Below are 20,200 nucleotides of genomic sequence, written 5' to 3'. Positions count from 1 at the left end.
TCCGCGGACCCGATCGATCTCGCGGTTCTGGACTTCGTAGGTCCTGACACGACATTTCTACTACGACCTACTGTACAGACGGCCAGAAATACTTTCACGGCGCTCAGTCGACTCATCGCGACGATCGGAGACGTGCCACTACGTGTCCCGAAGGCGCCTCGGCCGATTGGTCGCTTGCTGCGGGAATTCGACCTCGCTCTCGCCTCCGGTGCAGTCGCAACCTCCGAACGCCTCTTGCGAGAGATCAAGGCGTTCGGAGGGATTTCACACGAAAACGTCGCTTTTCTCGAAATTCGACGACTATTCCAATTGGGCAAGGACGAAGAAGTTCTTGCACATGCGTCGCTTCCGAGCCTGATTTACGTCGAGCCTCCGCGACTCGTTCGCGAAGGCGTTTTGGCCGCATGGGGGAGAGTTAATCTTGCTCGTCCTCTGCCAACAGGCGACATCGACGGTGCACTTGCCGCGATCACTACGGCAAAACCCGATGTCGCAATGCTCGTCGATAGTTCGGTGGCAAGCACGACAGATCCTGATGCGAGCACAGTTTGCGCGCTGGTTGCGCTTATCCGCAAGGAGGACTCGTTGACGGAAGTGCTAGCAGCGAATCTCGCAGTCGATCCAGACTTGCGCGCGCGCCTGGTCCCCTCCTCCCAAGGATCAGTCGACGAAGCAGATCCGGTAAGTGAGACGTCGATCCCCGAATCTGTAACGGGTCCGGACCGACCAGCAACGCAGGCACCCATCGACTCCTGGTTGGATTGGGTCGGTCGACTCAACAGCGCGCACGGGTTGCAACTCGATGGTGGCCAGACACTCATGTGGACGCCAGCGTGGCAGGTTGATTCTCAGTTGGCTGATGCGATCGACGCAGTGCCAGAGGTAGCCACGGACGATCTCCTGTCCGGTGTTGCAGCGCTTCTCGAGGCCGACGATCTCGGCCGCCCGGCTGCACGCACCGCGGAGGCCCTATTACGCCGATATCTGGTGGCTGAGCGGTTCAGCCCTTTCGATTTGGGTGCAATATGTGCGCTACTAGAGATCTTCTTACGTGGCGGTCCTCCGCCGGAGGCATACCGGGAAGTACTTGGCGATCTCAGTGATTTTGCGGATCGATGGGTAGCAATCCGGAGCGCTACTCGAGCAATTGACCTCGCGGACGCAGTCGTGTGCGGACCTGTAGTCGACTCCAGAACCCGCGCCAATTTCGTCACAACACTTCTGTCTCCCCTCAATCAGCAGAGGCACCGACTGCCTGAGTCGCTCCGCAAGCTGGCGAGTCTGGTAACCGACGATATCAAACTTGATTACGACTGGACTATTGCCGCGTCGGATCCTGTCGAGCAACCCAGTGACCGCAATACGGCAAGTGGGAGGATCCTGCTGTACAGCCTTGACACCGGGTCTCTTGCCCGAGTTAAGAAGACGATTGACTTTCAGTGGCCAAACGTCCAGGTGGAGGTCTCGTCAGCTTTGGATGGAAACGCCTCCCTCAAGCAGCACGCGCGAAACGCGGATTTGATCGTCCTCGCGACAAAGCGGGCGACCCATGCGGCCACTGGCTTCATCACAGCGAACGCGCAGGGAGCACTGATCCGCTATGCCGACGGATCAGGATCGGCATCGTTGCTGCGCTCGGTTGAACTCGGCTTTGCCGACTTGCACGCCTAATCCTGCACGATCGCTGTGGTGATCGTGATCAGTAAAGCCCTCGCCGTGAGGTCACGCTGAGGGTGACTCTTTACCGAAATATGCGCACATGCTCGAAGACCAGGCCAGCTAGTTCACTTTGTTCGCACAGCTAGAACCGGCAATGTCTGAATTAGGCCGCATTATTGGCTCTCTTCTTCTCAAGAAGCCACAGATATTCAATGGCGCCTCTGCTTTTTCCTAACTACACTAAGCAACACGTTGGTGAGCAATTTTACGTCGTTTGGTGTGTTTTGCAGGGCGTTCCATCGCCGCACGTCCTCCGGGCCCAGTGTCCATGCCCCGTCCATCCATGCTGCGACGTCGGCTATCTGGTCGAGATTCTTGTCAATACCGGTGTTAGGCAAATCTTCCGCGCGTTTACCATCCGTGAGCGCGTCCATCACATATCCAAGAGATTGAATACCCACACCGTGTGTGAGGCGAGACTTGCGCGGGATCTGCTTCCACTCAACTGGCCAAGTACTTTCGACTAAGGCCCAGAATATTTTCAGGTGAAGAGTCATCTGTTCAATATCGCCCGAACCATCATCTGCGTTGCGATACTGGTACAGAGCGCCATCGTACAAGCTATTCTCAATCATCTTCAAGACGCTGTTGTCTTTAATATAACCATCCGGCGAGGTGGGAGTCGAAATTGCACCACAGAACGGACTGTCATCGTCTAGGTTCAAACGGACCATTACCTGCGCGGGAAGTCTTCGTCGCGCGTACTTCGGAGGCAGATAACCGGGAGCGTCAGGGATAAGTTCGTGAATCAAGCCCTTAGGCAAAGGCTTCGTATTATTCACTAGGATAAATTGTGAGCGTTGCTCATCGTCGCCCTCGGCGATGAAGCCAACTGCGGCAATTGGGAATTCCGATACATCGGCATCTCTTATTGCCGCAGATCGTTGCTGGCCATCAACGAGTAGCGCAGGCTTGTCTGCGTCGACCAATGTCTCGTCAACCGGAATAATTAACTCACCCGGCGTCGAATACTCAACGCGATTGCCAGCCTTACTAGCAACAAATTTGACACGCGAATCAAAGGCCAGTACTACGGCGTTCGGCAACATCGCGTTCTCTGATTCAAGGTAGCGTCGGATTGCTCGTATATGCGAGATAACTTCTGGTCGTTGGTAGCCCCTTAGGTCGCCGGCCTCGCCCCTATTCACGCGCGACACGGTCGAAAAGTCCAGCAGTTTCTTCCCGTCAACCGCAAAGCAAAATATGTGGCGCGAACCCTGCCTAACTTTTAGCGCTGGAACCCGGAGTTCATATTGCTTCTTCATGACGCCTTTCAGTTCCGTATCTTTTGAGCGGCAACCCTGCTATCTTCGCAGCTAAAACGGATAGATTATGGAATCCGCGACGCTTGTTTCTTTCAGTGCCACGAAATATTGCGACGTCTATTCCATGCAACTCACAGAGGCCACATGGGCACTGCCGCCAGGCGCGGGCGTCCAACGTCCGCCGATACTCGGCTTCGTAGCTCTTCTTGACTCCAACTACAGCCTCGTATTGTAAGACAGCGTCGAGTGCCTCTCCCATCGGACACCTATCGTTGTCGTAGTCGCGCAAGGCTTGAAGCGCCTGCCGCTCGAGCCTTACGGCGTCCTTCTGTACGACTCGACCAGAAAGTATCGCCCGTTTGAGTGAGAGGTTGCCGTCCACTTGAGGAACCCGTATTGCAGTAAAATTGTCCTGAGACGTGTGATAGTTCCCTCGGTCGTCCATAAAAGCTTGACGGAACGCAGAGGTGCTGTCGAAACTACTCACCCCTAGGTCTGCGAACGCCTCGATCGAGGCGACCCTCGTGATACCAAGAAGATGCAACACGGTATCTGGACTCCTAATCGAGTCGATCTCCGTCAAACAGTCGATGATATCGGGAGTTCTCAGTGGAACCATCCCGCCGAGTGCAATACGTGTGTAGCCCATCGCCTGAAGTTCCAAGACGCTGTCGCGATAGCTCTCCGGATCCCATCCCTGAGCAGCACCAACAGGCTCAACGTCGCTGCCACGATCATTCACAACTGCCAAAAATTCCTCAGCACAGCGCAAAGAAGTTATCCGTCGTTCTCGCCACTCGTCGGGGGGGGCGGGATTGATGAGTCCCGGGCGTTGGTAGCCGAGAATTACGTGATCCGGACTGACGCCTGCTTCAAAGCCACAAGTCTCGTAGAAGTCCAGCACCTCGGTTGCGGAATATGGTGGTGCCGGTTCGTCAATATACGAGAACGATCCACAATCACCCAAAGTCGAGACGTTAGAAGGAAGTCTAAAGAAATCGCGGACACCCATCCGATGTAGGCGTTGACGCTGAGGCATCGAGTACTTGCCAACACCGCGAACGGTACCGTCCACAATAGCCTTTGAGACGAGTATCCCGTCGTACGCAGGTAGGGACAGCACCTCATGCGCGTAGCGATCGTCTCGCTGGCGAACGCGCATCGGTGAGTACTCGTCGTGCACGAAGTCGTAGGTCGGGCTAACAAGATCCTGGCTATCTGGAAAGTAGAATCTCATCGATCACTCGCCCGTGAGTCCACATAGGCTCTTGCCAAGAAATTTGACAAAGCCGATATGTGTCGCGGAGTGTTTTGTAATTCGTTCCAAGGAAGGCCTAACTCTTCCCATGTTCCGTGAGTCCATCGACACACCGGTTCGATTCTCCGCAATTCTCTAGCGGTAGCCTCACCTGCATCGGACGAATCGATATCGACTTGCGCCATTACTCTGTCCATCAATCGACTCATGGCACGAATACCGACGCCACCCATAAGTCGAGATTTCGTTGACGGCTTCCCCCACGCGTCCGGAAACAACTCGCGGACTGCGTTCCAATAAATCACTAGTAGTTTGCGAATTCCTTCAGTGTCCGTCGAGCCAGTCGCGATGTTTCGATAAGGGAAGAGCACGCCAGACGGAGACTCGAGCGATTCCTTCAATGCCTCCACGAGGCTCGTATCCGTAACGAAACTCTGCTTCTTGGTTGCTACATCGGTAGACGCCCGCTTGATCATTCCAACGAACGGTGATCCGGGGTCTTGATTCAGCATGTCAACCAAAGCGGATGGAAGGCGACGGGCTGACAAGCGGGGCGAGGGCGCGGTGAAGACTTCGGGTAGCAATTCGGTTACCAAGTTTGAAGGCAGTGGCGAAACAGTATTGACTCTGAGAAATTGTTCACGCTGCAACGCAAGGGTAGGTGCGACGAAGCCAGCAATCGGAACCGGGAATCTACGATTTTTGGCCTGCGAGAGCGCAAGACTCCTCTGCTGTCCATCGACGATCCAGGCGGGTCGTGGTTCGTCGTCGTGGAGAGGTAGGGGGATCTCCAGAACACCACTGGTTGCCAGTCCGTCGGTTGTGCCGGGGCCGCGACTCGACTTAAATCGAACATTTTCTGGTAGGGCCAGGATCAAACCGTTCGGAAAAACCACGTCCTCTGAGTCCAGGTAGTCGAGGATCTGTTTGACATGGCTTCGTCGTTCCGGACGTTGGTAGCCAATCAACTTACCTGCGTCGTCTCGTGAGATCCGGGCGACATCTGCGACCATGTCAACCTCTTCGGCAGCCAAGGCGAAGAGGTAGACGGGCATTGCTTCACTTTGGTGGATTCTCAACGCTCGGCGTTCGAGCGTCCGAGGCACGCCTTCGTTCATGTCGTCTCCCGTACCAATTGCGCATAGATCCGATGGAAGCGCTTCTGCTCACACGCGAAGCCTGACGTTCGAAGTTCCCGCAACGCCTGGGTTGCCGAACCACCGGGGCTTGAGTGGATTAACTTCATTGCGAACGCCCGCACCTGGGCGTCGTCCAACTGTTGTCGATCGTAGGTCTCAACCTGTCGTACACCGTGAGCCCATGTCTGCCACTTTGCATAGTCCGCGTCACTGAAGAGGGACGGTGATGTTCGAGTGGACATCCACCGCCGTGCCGTTCGCAGGTTCAGACTCGACACCGTTCCACCCATCGCGGTTCGGAGGGCACGGTCTGCAGGCACCCTTGGGCATCCAACGTCCAGTCTCGCGCCACCCACGATCAGCATTTCACCAGCAGAACCCGACAATGCCCGCAACTCGTCGTGCAGGACGCGGGCGTAAGACTCGGACATCACCGCAAGCACTGCGCTGTCGCGAAAGTTGTCGGCTGCAGCGGTCTCATCAGTCTCCTGCATCAGCCCCCACCATTCCTTCGAATCATCCAAAGACGTTGCAACGCTGTCTAATTGATTGGGCGAGAAGGTAGCCGCGTACGACGGTGCTTTGGTATTGACAGATCGCAGACCAAGTCCCGCCGACGCAACGAACAGTTGCGCAGCGAAGCCGGCCTGGAGGGCGTCGTTTAGCAACAGCTTGGCCTGTGCCCAGGCCTCACCGTTGTACAGGTCGATTAAACTGCGCTCGCTATCAGCGCCCTGAACCCGGGATATCCACTCGGCCGCGCGTGCAGCGACGGTGCCCTGCGGTAGCGTGCCCGCCGAGAGGTGGGGTGTCGCGCGAACAGACTTTCGCTGCGTGCAATTCACCAGTATTGCGAGTTTCCGCACCGGCACGCCTCCTTGTCAGACTTGGAAACTACACTAACGTCGTGTCAGCGGTTGGGTGTAGTTTCTGACTCAAGACTTGCAAGCTACAGGAGGACGTCATGGTGAAGCCACCGGCAGTGGTGCTGCTCAGCGGCGGATTGGACAGCACCACCGTGCTGGCAATGGCGAACGATCAGGGGTTCATTTCCTATGCCCTGTCGTTCAGTTACGGACAACGGCACAGCGTGGAATTGGAGGCAGCGAAACTGGTCGCAGCGTCCCTGGGCGTAGAACGCCACGTCATCGCTGACATCGATCTCAGAACCTTCGGTGGTTCCGCGTTGACCGCGGACATTGAGGTGCCCAAACACGACGACGCAACAGAAGTAAGCGCCGACATACCGTCTACGTACGTGCCTGCGCGGAATACGATCTTCCTGTCATTCGCACTCGCCTACGCCGAGACAGTTGGGGCGAAGGACATCTTCATCGGAGTCAATGCGCTTGATTACTCGGGATACCCGGATTGCCGTCCCGAGTACATCGCAGCGTTCGAGGCGATGGCCAACCTTGCGACGCGTGTAGGTGTGGAAGGCGAGAACCTAACCATTCACACTCCACTGATCTCGATGACCAAGGCTCAGATCGTCGAAACGGGCATAGGCCTTGGGGTGGACTACTCAATCACCTCCTCGTGTTACGACCCGGACGGCACAGGACGCCCCTGCGGACATTGCGACTCTTGCCTTCTGCGCCTTCGCGGTTTCTCCGAGGCGGGACTGGATGATCCGCTGCAATACCAGGTCGCGTCCGCGTGAAGTACAACGTGAAGGAAATTTTCTACACGCTTCAAGGTGAAGGGATGCATGCGGGCCGGCCCGCGATCTTCTGTCGATTCGCGTCATGCAACCTCTGGACCGGGCAGGAGAAGGATCGGCACCGGGCGATCTGTCAGTTCTGCGATACCGACTTCGTCGGTACTGATGGTCCCGGCGGAGGAAAATTCCAAACTGCTGCCGAGTTGGCTGCGGCGGTCGACGCCGAGTGGCCTAGCGGAGCACGGGGCGAAAAGATGGTCGTATGTACCGGCGGTGAACCGCTGCTCCAACTCGACGCCGAGGCGACTGCTGCTCTTCACGACCGCGGGTTCTTTGTTGCCGTCGAAACGAACGGAACGCAACGAGTTCCCGACGGTATCGACTGGCTATGCGTGAGTCCGAAGCTGGGCGCACCCCTCGTCGTTGACGGAGGTGACGAATTGAAACTCGTCTACCCACAGCGTGGTGACGATCCAGCAAGGTACGCAGACCTGTCGTTCGGTTCGTTTCGGCTGCAGCCGATGGATGGGGACGAAATCGCGGCCAACACGCAAGCGTCGGTTGAATATTGCCTAAGCCACCCCCAGTGGCGTCTCAGCGTCCAGACACACAAATGGTTAGGAATCCCATGACAGACCGGATGGAAGTCTTCCGCGAGTTCAATTTCGAGGCAGCACACCGGCTTCCGAACGTCCCCGAGGGCCATAAGTGCTCACGTCTCCACGGCCACTCTTACAAGTTTGTAGTTCAGGTCGCAGGTCCGGTAGATGAAAACCTCGGATGGGTGATGGACTTCGGCGAGATCAAAGCCGTCGTTCAACCGGTGGTTCGTGAATTGGACCACTACTACCTTAATGAGATCTCCGGCCTCGAAAACCCGACTAGCGAAGTGCTGGCGAGGTGGCTTTGGGGGAAAATCTTTCCTGGGCTCCGGGGGCTTCAGTCGATCGAGGTCCGCGAGACGTGCAGCTCAGGTTGTCGATATGTTGGCGACACCGGTCCCTGACGCTCACACTCGCTGTAGCGACGTATGTGCGACGCGAGCGCGTCACCGACTTGCACAAGATCGGTGTACCAGTCATCGCGCACGGCCTTGATCCGTGCTACTTCCTTCCCCCATCCCATCTGCTCTGCATCAGATGTCTCGTTGGTGAGCGAGGCAATTCGACTGAGGACGTCTTCGACAGCGGTCAGCAAGTGGACGGGATGGCTGCCGTTAGTGTTTTTCGGACCTGATTAGCCATGCTTTGGTTCCGCCTCCTGAAAGTGCTCCGACAGTAGGAGCGAGTTCACGTTTGTTCGAATACCACGTTAGTAGCCGGGTCTCTCGCCCTGCTCATTTTTCGGAACTCACGTCGGATTCGCCATGGCGGTCCGCACCCTACACTCGATGACTGCCATCACCGGATATGCTGCTCAGGCGGCCTGACGGACTTCCTCTCGGACATGTCCCCCACCGCACGAATCCTTTCGTGCTGCCTTGGGGACATTTACGTGACTTTGGTGCGGAACACCGCCAACCGTGTGGCACTCGCCGATCCGGACTCTTTGGTGGAGCAGCTCTTGGAACGCATGCTCAACCAGCGCGGATACCGGCCTGCTAAAGCTGAACAGCAATCGTGGCGCCGGTCGCTGCCAGTTTTGGCCGCCGATCTCAACGATGCCGGTCTCGGCGAGGTAGAGATGCTGGTCGAGTACCACCTCCCGTTAACCTCGCAGCGGGCTGACGTGGTTCTCGCTGGCACCCACCCCAGGACGGGCGAGGCGTCATTCGTCGTGGTCGAGCTCAAGCAGTGGACGGCTGCCACTTCGTATGAGGGCAACCCCGAACTCGTGAACGTTCCCGGGATGCCCGGTGGGCCGAAACTACATCCGGTCCTGCAGGTGCGCGGTTACTGCGACTACATCGCGGACTTCGCGAGGGCCGTTCATGACCAGCCCGATTCCCTCGCCGGCATGGCCTACCTGCACAACGCCACCGACATTGCGGCCGTCGCAGATCTCACCGCAGTGCCCGTCTCGACGACAGGCCGGCTCTACACCGCCGCAACACGCAGCGCCATGATCGACTTCCTCCGCTCGCGACTAGCCCCGCAACCCGGGCGCGCATCAGCCGACATCCTTCTCAACTCAGCGGTCGCTCCCTCGAAGCAGTTGCTGAAGGTGGCAGCCGACGAGGTGCGAGACCGCGAGCAGTTCCGGCTCGTCGGAAACCAGCACCTCGCTGTCGAACTGGTGCAGCACGAGGTCGAGCAGGCGAGACGCTCGAATTCGAAACGAGTCGTCGTTGTCACTGGTGGTCCCGGAAGCGGCAAGAGCGTCATCGCGCTCTCGCTTCTCGGTGAGCTGTCACGCAACGGCCGGACGGTCCTTCACGCCACAGGCTCGCGGTCCTTTACGCAGACCCTCCGGAAGGTGGCCGGCCATCGCGACAAGCGTGTCCAGTCCATGTTCAAGTACTTCAACCAGTTCATGGACGCCGACGCCAACGATCTCGACGTCTTGATCCTCGATGAAGCGCACCGAATTCGCGAGACGTCCGTCGATCGCTACACCCGCGCCGCCCTCCGCACAGGTCGTCGTCAGCTCGATGAACTCATCTCTGCAGCGCGAGTCCCGGTGTTTCTGCTCGATCAACATCAGGTAGTCCGTCCGGGCGAGATGGGCACCCTTGAACAGATCGAGGCCTATGCGTCCGGCCTCGGTATCGATGTGCACCACGTCCCACTTGGGGAGCAGTTCCGGTGCGGCGGGAGTGAGGAGTACGTCCTGTGGGTTACGCGTCTGCTCGGGCTCCGAGCAGAGACCCCGACCGCCTGGACTGGCGATCCGCAGTTCGAGGTTCTCGTGGCCGACTCTCCCGCTGAACTCGAGGCCATCCTCCGGTCGAAAGCCGACAGCGGCTACTCGGCCCGTATGACTGCCGGCTACTGCTGGCCGTGGAGCAATGCGCGTGACGATGGGGCTCTGGTCGACGACGTCGTTATCGACGAGTGGGCGCGGCCATGGAACAGCAAGAGCGACCGGCGAATCGGCGACGCGCCACCCGCACCGCTGTGGGCAAACGAAGCCGGAGGTTTCGGACAGGTCGGCTGCGTATATACGGCCCAGGGATTCGAATACGACTGGAATGGTGTCATTTTCGGTCCCGACCTCGTATGGCGCGATGGGCGCTTCATATCGGTGCGTCGCGCTAACCGCGATCCCGACTTCAAGAACAGCGTCAAGGTGCCGGACGATCGTTTTGACCACTTGGTCCGCAATGTTTACAAGGTGCTGCTGACCCGCGGCATGGTCGGCACTGTCATCTACTCGACGGACCGCGAAACGCGAGAAGCGCTGCACAGGCTCATAACTGAATAACTAACCGATTTCTGCATCGGCCCGACAGGCTTCCGCTCGGACATGCCTCCACCCGCTGCGACCTCTGAGAGGCGCGCGTAGTGACTGCATGGATTGTGACCGTTGGCGAGGACTTCCCCGACCACGTTCAATACGGACTGGCCGACGGGTTCTGGGACACCCGTCGGCGACGAGACATTCGAGCCGGCGACGAGGTCTTCTTCTGGTTGTCAGGCACCGGCCTCGTCGCGTGGGTCGACGTGACCTCAGACCTGCGCGAGCTTCGTGCCGGCGATACGGCCGCCCACTGGCGCGACGCCACCACCGGGGGGTACCTATACCGGTTCGAATTGCGCGAACGGCAAACCGCGACCATTGATAGCTCCTGGAAAACAATCAGCGAGGCAACGGGGATCACGCAGCTTCTGAGCAACGGAATTGTGGAGGTACCAAATCTCGCAGAGGAGTACTTCAGATCCCTCTTCGGCGACACGCCCCCGCTCGCGCCGACATCGACGCGTACCGACTTCCAGTTCGATCCCGACGTCTACACGCCCGGAGAAGACACTCGAGAACGCGCGGAGCGTCTCATCAGACTCCGTCGAGGGCAGGGGGCGTTTCGTGATTCACTGCTCGACGCTTACGGATCCCGTTGTGCAGTCTCAGGCTCGACCGTGCTGCCCATTCTCGAAGCCGCGCACATCGACAGGTACTTCGGAGACCACAGCCACCACGTCACCAACGGCCTGCTCCTACGATGCGACGTCCACACGTTGTTCGATCTGCGGCGCCTCACGGTCGATGACGAGTACAAGGTGAGAGTCTCACCCAACCTGGCCCGAACCGAGTACGCCTCCCTCGACGGCAAGGCCCTTCGACTCCCGTCCGACACTGGGCAATATCCTGACCAAGAAGCGCTCAAGCGTCACGCGCAGAGTTGTTCGTGGTTAAGCTTCACGTGAACCCTGCTCACCGAAACAATCCCCCACACTCACCCCAAGTCTGGATTTACACTCTTGGTCGTCTCGGCCACATCAAGCTGTCCCTGCACTGATAGCTGTTCCTGAAGAAAGGTATTCATACGCAACGGATCTGACTGAAGGCGTTCTGCGGGAAGTTTCTCGTCCCACGTTTCAAAGTTGAGGGGGTCATCGAACGTAATTACTCCAATACCGTGCTCCGCCGCTGCCGACATCACAGCAGTGATTTCATCCTCTTTGGTAAGAGCCAAAACATCGGGAACGTGGAAAATCGCGTACGCATGGGTTGCTGATCGGCTGTGCGACAAAGCTTCATATACAGCTAGGACGTTAATGTGATCGACAGTTTTGACCTCGAAGGTCACTAGCTCGAAGTGAGCCGGCACCAGTTCGAATCGCCGAAGACCAACGGCAACCAGATCGGGGCGACTCCAGCGCCCCCCGGTCAACCGGCCGCCGCCAAACGCGGTCTCTTCAGTTGCAAGAACGTGCAGTCCGCGGTTCTCGCTCCAGTCGGCTCGAAGGGTCGTGAGGAGCGGCGCGTAGAGGCTTGCCTCGCTGACCGGCCCAGGGATCGTAACCTTCTTCGTTTTCTGATCTGGATGGAGATCGGGAACTGTGGCCCGCCTCAGCGTTCCACCACGGCCGACACCGCGAAGCGCAAGATGCTTGTCAACGAGGCCGACTTGAGCGCGGCTGTATCGCGTCTTGCTCCACCCGACTGACGAGCGAAGCGATCCATTGCCGGCGGCACAGCCGTTATCGGGGAGCAGGCAGAACAGCCGATACTCGTCCTCGTTCAACTGCAGTTCGGTCACATCGCTCGTCCTATCGCTCATTTGGCAAGTACATCGATCGTGCCAAAGCCGCCCGGGAGATGGGCACAATTCACAATCGGACGCCAAACCGGGCCGAGCAAGCGCACGAGTCTCAGTGATACAGATCTGCCGGACCCCGCCGGTTCCGCTGACTGGTCTTGTGCCATCGCCGCGTTTCGGAGACATCGGCTAAGTCTGCTGGTTTCACCCCCGACGAACCCTGCGACGGGACTCCATCGGCCCAGGACACCGTCACCTGGCACTCGACCATCGAACTCAGGGCTTCCTCGACGAAGCTTTCCGCACGCATGTCCGAGCTATCTGCAATCATCGGCTACATGGAGAACTTGCCCGAAACGTCCGGCCCTGCTTCCGAACTGTCGATCGACGTGGAGGGCGACGGCGTCCTCGTCATGGGAACCCCCGAACTGATCGATGGTTACATCGCACGACTTCGCGAGGTCACCAACAACGAGGTCGCCGACTCGGCGATTTCGAAGAGCGATCTCGGGGCTATCGCCGGGGTCGCCGCCGGTGTGGCAAGTGCGACTGCTCAGCACGGTCGATACGTCAAGATTTCGAAGCACAGCATGGACCTGGCCCGAGCCGGCAAATTGGTACCCGCGGGTGGAAACTACTTCCGCGCAACGACGGTCGGTGCTGGCAACAAGTTCACAGGTCAGATCGTGTGGAAGCCGATCGTCGGCAGTCCTGCACGTCTAGCGTCAATCCAGATGGTGGCCATCCAGATGGCGCTCACAACTGCGTTGGCGGATGTCCAGAAGGCCGTAGCGAAGGTAGAGGACAAGGTCGACGATCTGCTCGCGCTGTCAAAGGCGCAGATGGTGGGAGACATCATAGGCAACCACAGCTACCTGAAGCGGCTCACGAAAGAGGTCCGAAACAATGGCAGTCTCCCCAACTCCGATTGGGAGGCCGTCGCATCCCTGGGGCCATCGCTCGAGCAGGGACTGGAGCGGATTCGCTCGTACGCCGTGACAACCGTTGGGAGACTCGACCCGGCAGTCTCAGCCAGCAAGCGCGCCGCGCAGATCGATAAGGTTGTCGCTGACGACCGACTGGGTGAGGCGCTGCAGCTTCTCATCGTTGCAGAACAAACCCTGTTCTACTGGCAACACCTCCGCCTGCGACGCGTCATGGACACGGAACCGCGTCACCGCGAATCAGTACACACATCAGTGCAAGATATCCTCGCGACCCAAGGGCAGTTGGATGCCGAACTGTGGTCGCAGTTGCACTCACGACTTAATGGATTCGAGCGGGTCAAGCCGCTCGAGATCGGCCGTTTCTGGGATGTCAGCGCGCTTAAATCCAACACCGACAGACTACAGAACGCTCTCGAGGACTTCCGGCAGGCTCGTGCCGGACAGATCCAAGATTGGGATCGGTACGAAACGCCTGGCATCGCCGATGCAATCAACGAGATCGGCTCGATCGCCAGCAATGCGTGGGATCGTGGTTCGGCGCTCACCGCCGATGGACTGCGCGGTCTTGCCGGGTTGATCGACAGTCCCAAAAACGAGCGCGACAAGCATGCGGATGACGCCGAATCGGACTCGGTATCTGCCCCCTCGGCCAGCCAGAAGACCGAGTGACAGGCCCACCTCCCACGGACCCACTGGAGATCGGGCAGAAGTTAGTCGCCGTTCTCGAGGGCGGTCGACGGACGTCAACGTACAAGCTAGCCGTGGTTCTTGCGTTACTGGACCTTTCCGTCGAGACAGTGTCCAGCCAACCCGACGATGCAGTGGCGATTAGTCTCGATGTGCTCGCCGAGCGAGTCCTCGCGATCTACTGGCGCCAGATTCGGCCTGTCGAGGGTCGACGCATTAGGCAGTCGTCCGATGGCCGGAGTTCGATTCTCTCCCTCGTCGAGTCTCTCCGCGACGTCACCGGAGTTCGCGACCGGGTCGGATCGCCCGAAGGCACGCAGGCGACGAATCCGCTCGAATATCGAGAGGCTGTGGACGCCGTACGAGTCACCCTCGTCCGCTACCCGCTCCAACTTCTCCAGCGGATCGGCACCGCCAAGCACGAGTGCTTCCTCTACGACGATTCATGGATGAACACCACCTCGTCTCGCAAAGTTCGCGAACGTGGGAACACCGTTGACCTCTTCCCGGGGGTCGGACATACGCTCGCGCGTTTAGCGCCGATCTTGCGTCCCGCCTTTCAGTTGGCCTGGATAGCTGACATCCGAAGGATGAACATGTGGCTCAACGACGACGGTCCCGATCTCGCAGCGCACCTCTTCGGCAGCGACCGCGTCTCGATGACACGCGTTCGCGCCATCCTCCGCGAGGGCTTTGGATCTCGCTGCTTTTACTGCGACGCCCGCCTTACAGAGACGCCCCACGTCGACCATGTTCTGCCTTGGTCACGGACGTCCATCGACGGCCTCGCAAACCTCGTTCTAGCCTGTCAACGGTGCAACAGCGACAAATCCGATCTGCTCCCAGCGCCGAGTCACGTCAAGCGAGCGCTCGAACGTGGAGAGAAAACCCTCCAAGAACTTTCACAGTCGATCAACTGGTCAAGCCAGTACCAGCGAGTTGAGGCCTCCGCTCGCGGGATCTACGCCACCTCACCTGCCGGGACGCCACTATGGCGGGCCCGGAAAGAGATCGATCTTGGCTCACGCATTGACTTTGCCTGGTGATCCCTTTTGAGGCGTATCTGTAACTAGGTCAGCTCATCCGTCGATCGGCACCATTACCGTCTCAGGTGGTTCGACCCTTCCAATACTCGCGAAGATCAACGCGCTCGGTTTCTGGGTCGCCTGTGAAGGCGGCGCCGACCTCGCCGGTCGCTCGCGCTACCACCACGGCAGCCAGGGATGGCTCGTTTCGACGTATACAGTCGGCCGAGAGCAGGTCCAGGAGGCGACCAAGCCCGTTGGATGGATGCGGAAGGTCCAGATCCGCTTTCATCTCGCCGTAAAAAACGGTCTGCGCGCGTTGCGCCACTCCTATCAGGTACTTACGCATTCGCGGTAACACCTCGAGGTCAAGTTCGCTCACTTTGAGCCATCGCCCCTTGCTTTCAACGAGCTGCCCCAATTGGAATGTCATCCGACGATCGTCCCACCACGGCACGACCACGTCTCACCGTTGCCGTGACGCCTCGAACTCGCACGCAACGTTGCGCTCGCTGCAATTAGGGTCGACCAGCCTTCGCCGGTCTACCAACATGTTCGGGACTTGAACAATCGCTCAACACACCGAAGACAGCTCTTCGGTTTCTCTATCTGAAGTTCCAGCGAAACCTCACTCGTTGATCGGGACGACCACCTCGTTGCGACGGCGGAACGGGACCGTCCAGGGCGGGTCGTAGAACCAGCTGACCGGTTCGTCGGCCGTCGCGACGCCGTTCGCGGAGAGCACGTCGAGCAGCTCTTTGGTCTTCGCGGCTACTGACTCCGGACTGCGCGAACCGCTGAATCGCACCGCGGCGACGGACTCTGCGGGCACCTCGACCAGTCGGACGCGATCGTCGTTCGGACTGGGCAGGGTCGCCATCGTCCACTTCGACGGCATGAAGAACCTGATGACCCAGCCGCTGGCGTCGGCGGACGTCGACACCGGCGCGGTCATCGCGATCTTCTCGCCCTTCGCCGCTCCCTGGCTGACCGGAGCGGTCATCGCGACCTTCTCACTGCCCTGGTTCCCGCCGAAGATGTAGCCGGCCAACCGGCGGAATCCGTCCGACCGCGCCTTCTCCTCATCGGAACCCTGCACGGTGGTCTCGGCCGCGATCCGTGGCTCGTAACGGCGGACCTCGACGGTGTCGGTCAGTTTCTTCGTGGTGTGCGACGGCTCCTCGGTCAGCACGCGAACACCCACGATCCCCAGCGCGGCATCAGCCACCTGCTCGACAACATTCACAACTCTCGACAGCACTTCGCCTCATCCTCTCGGTTCTGTCCCACATGTCTCTCACTTTCTGAACGACAGCGGGCCGGCGTTCGTTCCCCTGGCTATCGACTGACCACGTAGGGCGCATTGGACGTTCCCCTTGACCTGCGGGTGACATGGAGAAGCACTGAAAATCGTTGCGCTCCCCGACCTCAGCGTCAGCCGCTCCCCCAATCCGCCCAGGGATTGGCCCCGGGAAGCGGTCCCGGCGGCGAAGACGGTCATGCGGGACCCGGCTGGCTACGGTGAGTCCCCGGCAGCCGCCGAAGCACGCTCGGATGTCCGAATCGAATGATTCACTGACCGCATGAACGAGCGGGGCAGACGGCGGTGGGCAGGTGTGCGACGGTCCACCGGGGCGCGGCGACCCACCGCGCCGCTCACGTCACCGCTGGTCCGACTCGCCAGCGACCTCAAGGCATCGAATGCTGAACGGACAACCTGGTGTGCAACCACGCGGAACGCGGCTCGGCTGTCGTTCCCGAAGGACCGCCGACCCGATGAAGGTCAGCTCCTCGGCTACGAAGCAATGGCTCTCGACGTCTGGCATGGTCGAGAGTTTGCCGACCGCAACAGGTCTCGCGCATGGAGCTGGGTGCCTTTCTACACCGGCGACCTTGATGCGACGCCGGACACCGACACGACAGTCGCCGCCCGAATAGCCCGCACCTACCCACTCGGTGGCGGCGAGAAGGCCGAGCACGCGACCATGCTCGCCGACCCGGTCGGGACCATGGCCGCGACCGTGGGGACGCTCGCCGCCCGCATCACCACCTACGGGGTCTGGCGACTCGACTTCTTCGACGATCATTCCGTCCGCGTTGATCTGACCGATGAGGTCACCCGCGTCACGCAGCGCGCTCGACGTCTCCGCCACCAACAGAAGGTGCTCGGACCGCAACCGCAGGGCGAGCTGCGGAACGATGACGAGGTCGTCCGGCTCTACATCGAGAAGGCCACCGCGATCGAGCGGGCCGTCGGCGCGCTCTACGAACGCCTGGTCGCCCTCGACAGCTACTGCGACGTCGTCGCCGGAATCCAGCGCCGCAAGAACAAATACGACTACCTGGCCCGCCTCCAAGGCGTCGACGACCTCGAACTGCTCATCGACGACAGCATGGACCGTCACGAGACAACCCAGATCCGGGAGGCAGCGTCGATCTCAGACGCGCTCGCCACCGTGTTCCTCGACTCGCTGGCCCCGTTGAGCACGACACTCGCGTCACCACGCTGATCGCCGTCGGTCAGTCGGTCTTGCTCCGAGCCCGCATCCCTGGCTTCTTCCTCACCATGGCCGCGCCGAGTTCATCGGCCTTCTTCGCGGTGTCGGCGGCGGCACGGTTGGCGGTGGCGAAGGCGCGTATGATCGAGTCGACCGCAGCACGCTGCTCGTTGGTCATCAGGTCAGCCACGGCGGGCGGCGTGTACGGCTCGAGCTGTGCCCATGCCGCGTCGATCCACCCACCGACCTCCCGCGCCGGCTTCCCCAGCGCCTCGGCGAGCTGCGTGACGACATCCTTCGTCGGCCCCTTGACGTTTTGTCCCTTCACGATCCGCGAGATCGTCGACACGTGAATCCCGGTCGCCTCCGACAACCGATTCATACTCGGCGTGTCCCAGGGGCTCACGAAACCCGCCTCGGTCAACGCTGTCGCCCACGGCTCGGGGATTCCATGCTTCAAGTTCATGGTTTTAGCTTGTCTCATGTTATGCGCAAAATCAAAGGCAGAGTGGGGAGACACCGATTGAACCGGGTAGCCACGACCTTTACCGCACAGGAGACGGCAGCACTCTCCGCCATGAGAAGCGAATGCACCCCGTGGCCTCGCGACGATCAAGCAGACTTCGAGTCAGCGCCGGCGCATGGCGTCCAAGTCACTTCGGATACTGCGAACAAGGTCAAGGCGATCCTGCTCCGGCATGGTCGCCGACCAACCGTTCTCCTCGTGCCAGAGGCTCATCTCTTCTTCGAGGCGCGCCTTCAGCTCGCGGTCGTTGTCCGCGGCCGACTCGCTGTCAGATCGCGGTTCTGGCTCTTCACCTTCAGCCAGGTCATCCCACGAAGACATCGCAGTCCGCAGCGCTTCGTCGGATCGGACACTCCGCGCCTCGAGTTCGTACATCTTGTCGCTGAGCGCGTCGTAGGCACGGGTGAGGTTCGACTGGGCATCACTCGCCCCTCGGCTCACCATCCGAGTTCGCCGAGAACTTTCTGCACCTGCGGAAAGCCGGGCTCGCACCCTTTGAGGCGATCGTCGTAACTCCGGAGCGAGTAGCGCAGGAACATCCCCTCCGGGGCGGAGGAGGTCCGCACCAACGCCATGCACGAACCCAGCAAACCCGGAACCGTGACGTAGCCCGTGGCGTCGGGACCGATCTGGAACGTCGACGTTGCCGCCTTCTCCAACGCTTCGGGTTCCGGAGCCATGAACAACGACAAAACGAGGTGTGCATCGGTGTCACCGAGCGACCAGTCACAGCCTGGCTGACCGTTCTCCTCTGATGGTTCGGGCCCATCTCCCAATGGCGGCTTGATGAGCGGGCTCAAGTCGGCATTGCTCAAAAAACCACAGAACTGTGCGGGAGTGACCGACGCACCCCCGTTGTCAGCTGACGGAGAGGCAACGGCGCCGTTCGTCGAGGGGTTCACAGAAGTCTCGGTGCTCGACCCGCCGCCATTGTCGCCGCACGCTGTGACGAGCAATGCCATCGCCGCGAGAAGTCCGAGTACTGCCAGAAGCTGTCCCTTGCGAATCACGGTGCATCCTCCCATGGGTCATTGCCGAAACCAGCCTCATAGCGCTGGTGGGGCATGTCCCGGCTACTGTCCACGTCTGCGACGGTCAGGAAGTCCCGGGTGTTCTGCGCAGATTGTCGCGCATCGTCGATGTTCTTCTTGAAGGGGGCGAGCTTCTCATCAACGGCCGAACTCGACTTGTCTCCGACGTAGCCGACGGGGTCCTCCACGAATCGCAGAAACTCCTCGACGGACTCGACGGCCCTCTTCACATCGGTGAGCATGAAATCAACGGTCTTGTAGATGTCTTGGATGATCAGCGTCACTTGTTCGATCGTCTTCTTCGTGCCGAGGCCGGGTATGAGCTTGAGTACCGTGTGGATCGTCCCCGAGACGTCGTGGAAGTCCACAAACTTCGCAAGCGAATCCTTGAGCAGGACGAGTACTCGTTTGACGGCCTCCTCTATCTTGTCGGCGGCGAGTTCCAGTCCCTGCTGAACAAGACGTCCGGTCGCGGCCTCCCACTCCAAACCGCGCGCGAGATCAGTGGCATAGTCGCCGAAAGCAACAGCGGCACGGCCGTCCCAATGCGGATCCAGCCGTCCCCGCACGTCCGACAATCCATCGCCCACGGTGCCGAGAGCAGTCCCCGCCTTCCCATATGTCTGCCCAATCGTGCGGAGAGCCGCCCAGTTCCCGGCGATGGGCTCGAGGGCCGACTGCACAGGACTCCAGCCGATGAGTGACTGGATCTTTCCGTCGACTTCGCCGACGAAGCCCATGGTTTCGTCGATGAGGCCGCGGAAATCGACATCGCTGTGCGGCGGTGCCGCCACATCGACCGGCGTCGGCGCACCGTAGGACTCTGATCCTGGGAAGGACTCCACTGCCATCCCGGTCGGTCCGCCGAAGGTCGTGTGGCCGAGCGAGACGGCGTTGCTTCGATCCTGCGACTGGTAATCCCAGGCATTCTGCTTCAATTCGTTACCGGTGCCGACCAACGCGTCGACCACGGGACGTTGGCGACGCTGTGTCGCCGACGCCAAGGAGTCGACCGGTCCACGCAGCAGTGCCATCAAACCCTTGAAATCACCAGAATCAGCCTTTGTATGGGCCGACGCCAACTCGACTGCCGAGCGAGCATTGTCACCTAGTCGCAGGACGTACTCGCCCGCACCTCCAAGCTGCGCGGGTTCGACTTTCAGTTTCTCGGACACGCCCTTACCCACCTCCTGGACCTCAACGAAGAATGGCGACAACTGAAATCAACCCTATCTGTACCGATGAACGCTTGACCATCGGGCGTCGTGACATCGCTGCGGAACAACTCCCCCGCGCGTCTCC

Annotated in this window: 20 protein-coding genes; 9 read left to right on the top strand and 11 right to left on the bottom strand. The window is 59.8% G+C overall.

The annotated features are described in order from the left end of the window. Positions 1 to 132 precede the first annotated feature (132 nt). The gene (locus TU34_RS00190; RefSeq protein ID WP_203225382.1) at positions 133 to 1,671 is read left to right on the top strand and encodes a hypothetical protein; all 1,539 of its coding nucleotides are present in this window, start codon (positions 133 to 135) and stop codon (positions 1,669 to 1,671) included. A 197-nt stretch (positions 1,672 to 1,868) separates the two neighbouring features. Here TU34_RS00190 and dbpB (TU34_RS00185) read toward each other — a convergent pair whose 3' ends face one another. Genes dbpB (TU34_RS00185) through TU34_RS23360 form a run of 4 tightly spaced genes read right to left on the bottom strand, consistent with a single transcriptional unit; the run spans position 1,869 to position 6,247 of the window. Further along, positions 1,869 to 2,984: a DGQHR domain-containing protein DpdB gene (gene dbpB, locus TU34_RS00185; protein WP_045820823.1), complete on the bottom strand. Its 1,116-nt coding sequence runs from the start codon at positions 2,982 to 2,984 to the stop codon at positions 1,869 to 1,871. Beyond that, a complete protein-coding gene (dpdA, locus tag TU34_RS00180) occupies positions 2,968 to 4,221 on the bottom strand; it encodes a tRNA-guanine transglycosylase DpdA (protein WP_045820822.1) in 1,254 nt (417 codons plus the stop codon). The genes dbpB (TU34_RS00185) and dpdA overlap by 17 nt, the downstream gene beginning before the upstream one ends. Continuing rightward, the gene (dbpB, locus tag TU34_RS00175) at positions 4,218 to 5,360 is read right to left on the bottom strand and encodes a DGQHR domain-containing protein DpdB (RefSeq protein ID WP_045820821.1); all 1,143 of its coding nucleotides are present in this window, start codon (positions 5,358 to 5,360) and stop codon (positions 4,218 to 4,220) included. Before dbpB (TU34_RS00175) ends, dpdA begins: the two co-directional genes overlap by 4 nt. Beyond that, positions 5,357 to 6,247, bottom strand: a complete 891-nt coding sequence (locus TU34_RS23360) for a hypothetical protein (RefSeq protein WP_045820886.1) — start codon at positions 6,245 to 6,247, stop codon at positions 5,357 to 5,359. The genes dbpB (TU34_RS00175) and TU34_RS23360 overlap by 4 nt, the downstream gene beginning before the upstream one ends. A 98-nt stretch (positions 6,248 to 6,345) precedes the next feature. Here TU34_RS23360 and queC point away from each other — a divergent pair, with 98 nt between their 5' ends. From queC to TU34_RS22110, 5 genes are all read left to right on the top strand, one after another. Then, positions 6,346 to 7,044: a 7-cyano-7-deazaguanine synthase QueC gene (gene queC, locus TU34_RS00165; RefSeq protein WP_045820820.1), complete on the top strand. Its 699-nt coding sequence runs from the start codon at positions 6,346 to 6,348 to the stop codon at positions 7,042 to 7,044. Continuing rightward, positions 7,041 to 7,676 carry a 7-carboxy-7-deazaguanine synthase gene (gene queE, locus TU34_RS22760; RefSeq protein ID WP_082079691.1) on the top strand — a complete coding sequence of 212 codons (636 nt, stop codon included), beginning with the start codon at positions 7,041 to 7,043 and terminating at the stop codon, positions 7,674 to 7,676. The genes queC and queE overlap by 4 nt, the downstream gene beginning before the upstream one ends. After that, a complete protein-coding gene (gene queD / locus TU34_RS22755; protein ID WP_238981103.1) occupies positions 7,673 to 8,050 on the top strand; it encodes a 6-carboxytetrahydropterin synthase QueD in 378 nt (125 codons plus the stop codon). Before queE ends, queD begins: the two co-directional genes overlap by 4 nt. Before the next feature lie 488 nt (positions 8,051 to 8,538). Further along, entirely contained in the window at positions 8,539 to 10,407 is a 1,869-nt protein-coding gene (locus tag TU34_RS00155; protein ID WP_045820818.1) for a DUF2075 domain-containing protein, read from the top strand. An 80-nt stretch (positions 10,408 to 10,487) separates the two neighbouring features. Further along, the gene (locus TU34_RS22110; RefSeq protein WP_065973442.1) at positions 10,488 to 11,348 is read left to right on the top strand and encodes an HNH endonuclease; all 861 of its coding nucleotides are present in this window, start codon (positions 10,488 to 10,490) and stop codon (positions 11,346 to 11,348) included. Positions 11,349 to 11,377: 29 nt separating this feature from the next. On the opposite strand, the gene TU34_RS23355 is transcribed toward TU34_RS22110, so the two are convergent. Further along, entirely contained in the window at positions 11,378 to 12,184 is an 807-nt protein-coding gene (locus TU34_RS23355; protein WP_150116301.1) for a hypothetical protein, read from the bottom strand. 308 nt (positions 12,185 to 12,492) lie between these two features. Here TU34_RS23355 and TU34_RS00145 point away from each other — a divergent pair, with 308 nt between their 5' ends. Next, positions 12,493 to 13,800: a hypothetical protein gene (locus TU34_RS00145; RefSeq protein ID WP_045820817.1), complete on the top strand. Its 1,308-nt coding sequence runs from the start codon at positions 12,493 to 12,495 to the stop codon at positions 13,798 to 13,800. After that, positions 13,797 to 14,864: an HNH endonuclease gene (locus TU34_RS00140; protein WP_045820816.1), complete on the top strand. Its 1,068-nt coding sequence runs from the start codon at positions 13,797 to 13,799 to the stop codon at positions 14,862 to 14,864. The genes TU34_RS00145 and TU34_RS00140 overlap by 4 nt, the downstream gene beginning before the upstream one ends. A gap of 61 nt (positions 14,865 to 14,925) precedes the next feature. On the opposite strand, the gene TU34_RS00135 is transcribed toward TU34_RS00140, so the two are convergent. Together TU34_RS00135 and TU34_RS00130 are read right to left on the bottom strand one after the other, a co-directional pair. Beyond that, a complete protein-coding gene (locus TU34_RS00135) occupies positions 14,926 to 15,276 on the bottom strand; it encodes a hypothetical protein (RefSeq protein WP_045820815.1) in 351 nt (116 codons plus the stop codon). A gap of 195 nt (positions 15,277 to 15,471) precedes the next feature. After that, a complete protein-coding gene (locus TU34_RS00130; RefSeq protein ID WP_238981102.1) occupies positions 15,472 to 16,071 on the bottom strand; it encodes an SOUL family heme-binding protein in 600 nt (199 codons plus the stop codon). Between the two features lie 643 nt (positions 16,072 to 16,714). On the opposite strand from TU34_RS00130, the gene TU34_RS00125 reads away from it, so the two are divergent. Beyond that, positions 16,715 to 17,353 (top strand): hypothetical protein, encoded by a 639-nt coding sequence (locus tag TU34_RS00125; protein WP_052688539.1) that lies wholly within the window; start codon positions 16,715 to 16,717, stop codon positions 17,351 to 17,353. A 10-nt stretch (positions 17,354 to 17,363) separates the two neighbouring features. On the opposite strand, the gene TU34_RS00120 is transcribed toward TU34_RS00125, so the two are convergent. From TU34_RS00120 to TU34_RS00105, 4 genes are all read right to left on the bottom strand, one after another. Beyond that, positions 17,364 to 17,714, bottom strand: a complete 351-nt coding sequence (locus tag TU34_RS00120; protein WP_160298487.1) for a helix-turn-helix domain-containing protein — start codon at positions 17,712 to 17,714, stop codon at positions 17,364 to 17,366. A 255-nt stretch (positions 17,715 to 17,969) separates the two neighbouring features. Further along, on the bottom strand, positions 17,970 to 18,311 hold the full coding sequence (locus TU34_RS00115) for a hypothetical protein (RefSeq protein WP_045820812.1): 342 nt from the start codon (positions 18,309 to 18,311) through the stop codon (positions 17,970 to 17,972). Next, positions 18,305 to 18,877, bottom strand: a complete 573-nt coding sequence (locus TU34_RS23350) for a hypothetical protein (RefSeq protein ID WP_162486038.1) — start codon at positions 18,875 to 18,877, stop codon at positions 18,305 to 18,307. Before TU34_RS23350 ends, TU34_RS00115 begins: the two co-directional genes overlap by 7 nt. After that, positions 18,874 to 20,073, bottom strand: coding sequence for a hypothetical protein (locus TU34_RS00105; protein ID WP_150116297.1), 1,200 nt, complete (start codon positions 20,071 to 20,073; stop codon positions 18,874 to 18,876). Before TU34_RS00105 ends, TU34_RS23350 begins: the two co-directional genes overlap by 4 nt. Positions 20,074 to 20,200: the final 127 nt, after the last annotated feature.

It is taken from the genome of Williamsia herbipolensis, from assembly GCF_000964005.1.
GTDB classification, from domain to species: Bacteria; Actinomycetota; Actinomycetes; order Mycobacteriales; family Mycobacteriaceae; genus Williamsia_A; species Williamsia_A herbipolensis.
This window is presented reverse-complemented; position numbering and strand designations above follow the sequence as displayed.

What these genes read in the sequence shown, in the direction of transcription:
- TU34_RS00135 (WP_045820815.1), bottom strand. Translation starts at nt 15,276, where the DNA reads ATGACATTCCAATTGGGGCAGCTCGTTGAAAGCAAGGGGCGATGGCTC.
- dbpB (WP_045820823.1), bottom strand. Translation starts at nt 2,984, where the DNA reads ATGAAGAAGCAATATGAACTCCGGGTTCCAGCGCTAAAAGTTAGGCAG.
- TU34_RS00145 (WP_045820817.1), top strand. Translation starts at nt 12,493, where the DNA reads ATGTCCGAGCTATCTGCAATCATCGGCTACATGGAGAACTTGCCCGAA.
- dpdA (WP_045820822.1), bottom strand. Translation starts at nt 4,221, where the DNA reads ATGAGATTCTACTTTCCAGATAGCCAGGATCTTGTTAGCCCGACCTAC.
- queC (WP_045820820.1), top strand. Translation starts at nt 6,346, where the DNA reads ATGGTGAAGCCACCGGCAGTGGTGCTGCTCAGCGGCGGATTGGACAGC.
- TU34_RS00115 (WP_045820812.1), bottom strand. Translation starts at nt 18,311, where the DNA reads ATGGTGAGCCGAGGGGCGAGTGATGCCCAGTCGAACCTCACCCGTGCC.
- dbpB (WP_045820821.1), bottom strand. Translation starts at nt 5,360, where the DNA reads ATGAACGAAGGCGTGCCTCGGACGCTCGAACGCCGAGCGTTGAGAATC.
- queD (WP_238981103.1), top strand. Translation starts at nt 7,673, where the DNA reads ATGACAGACCGGATGGAAGTCTTCCGCGAGTTCAATTTCGAGGCAGCA.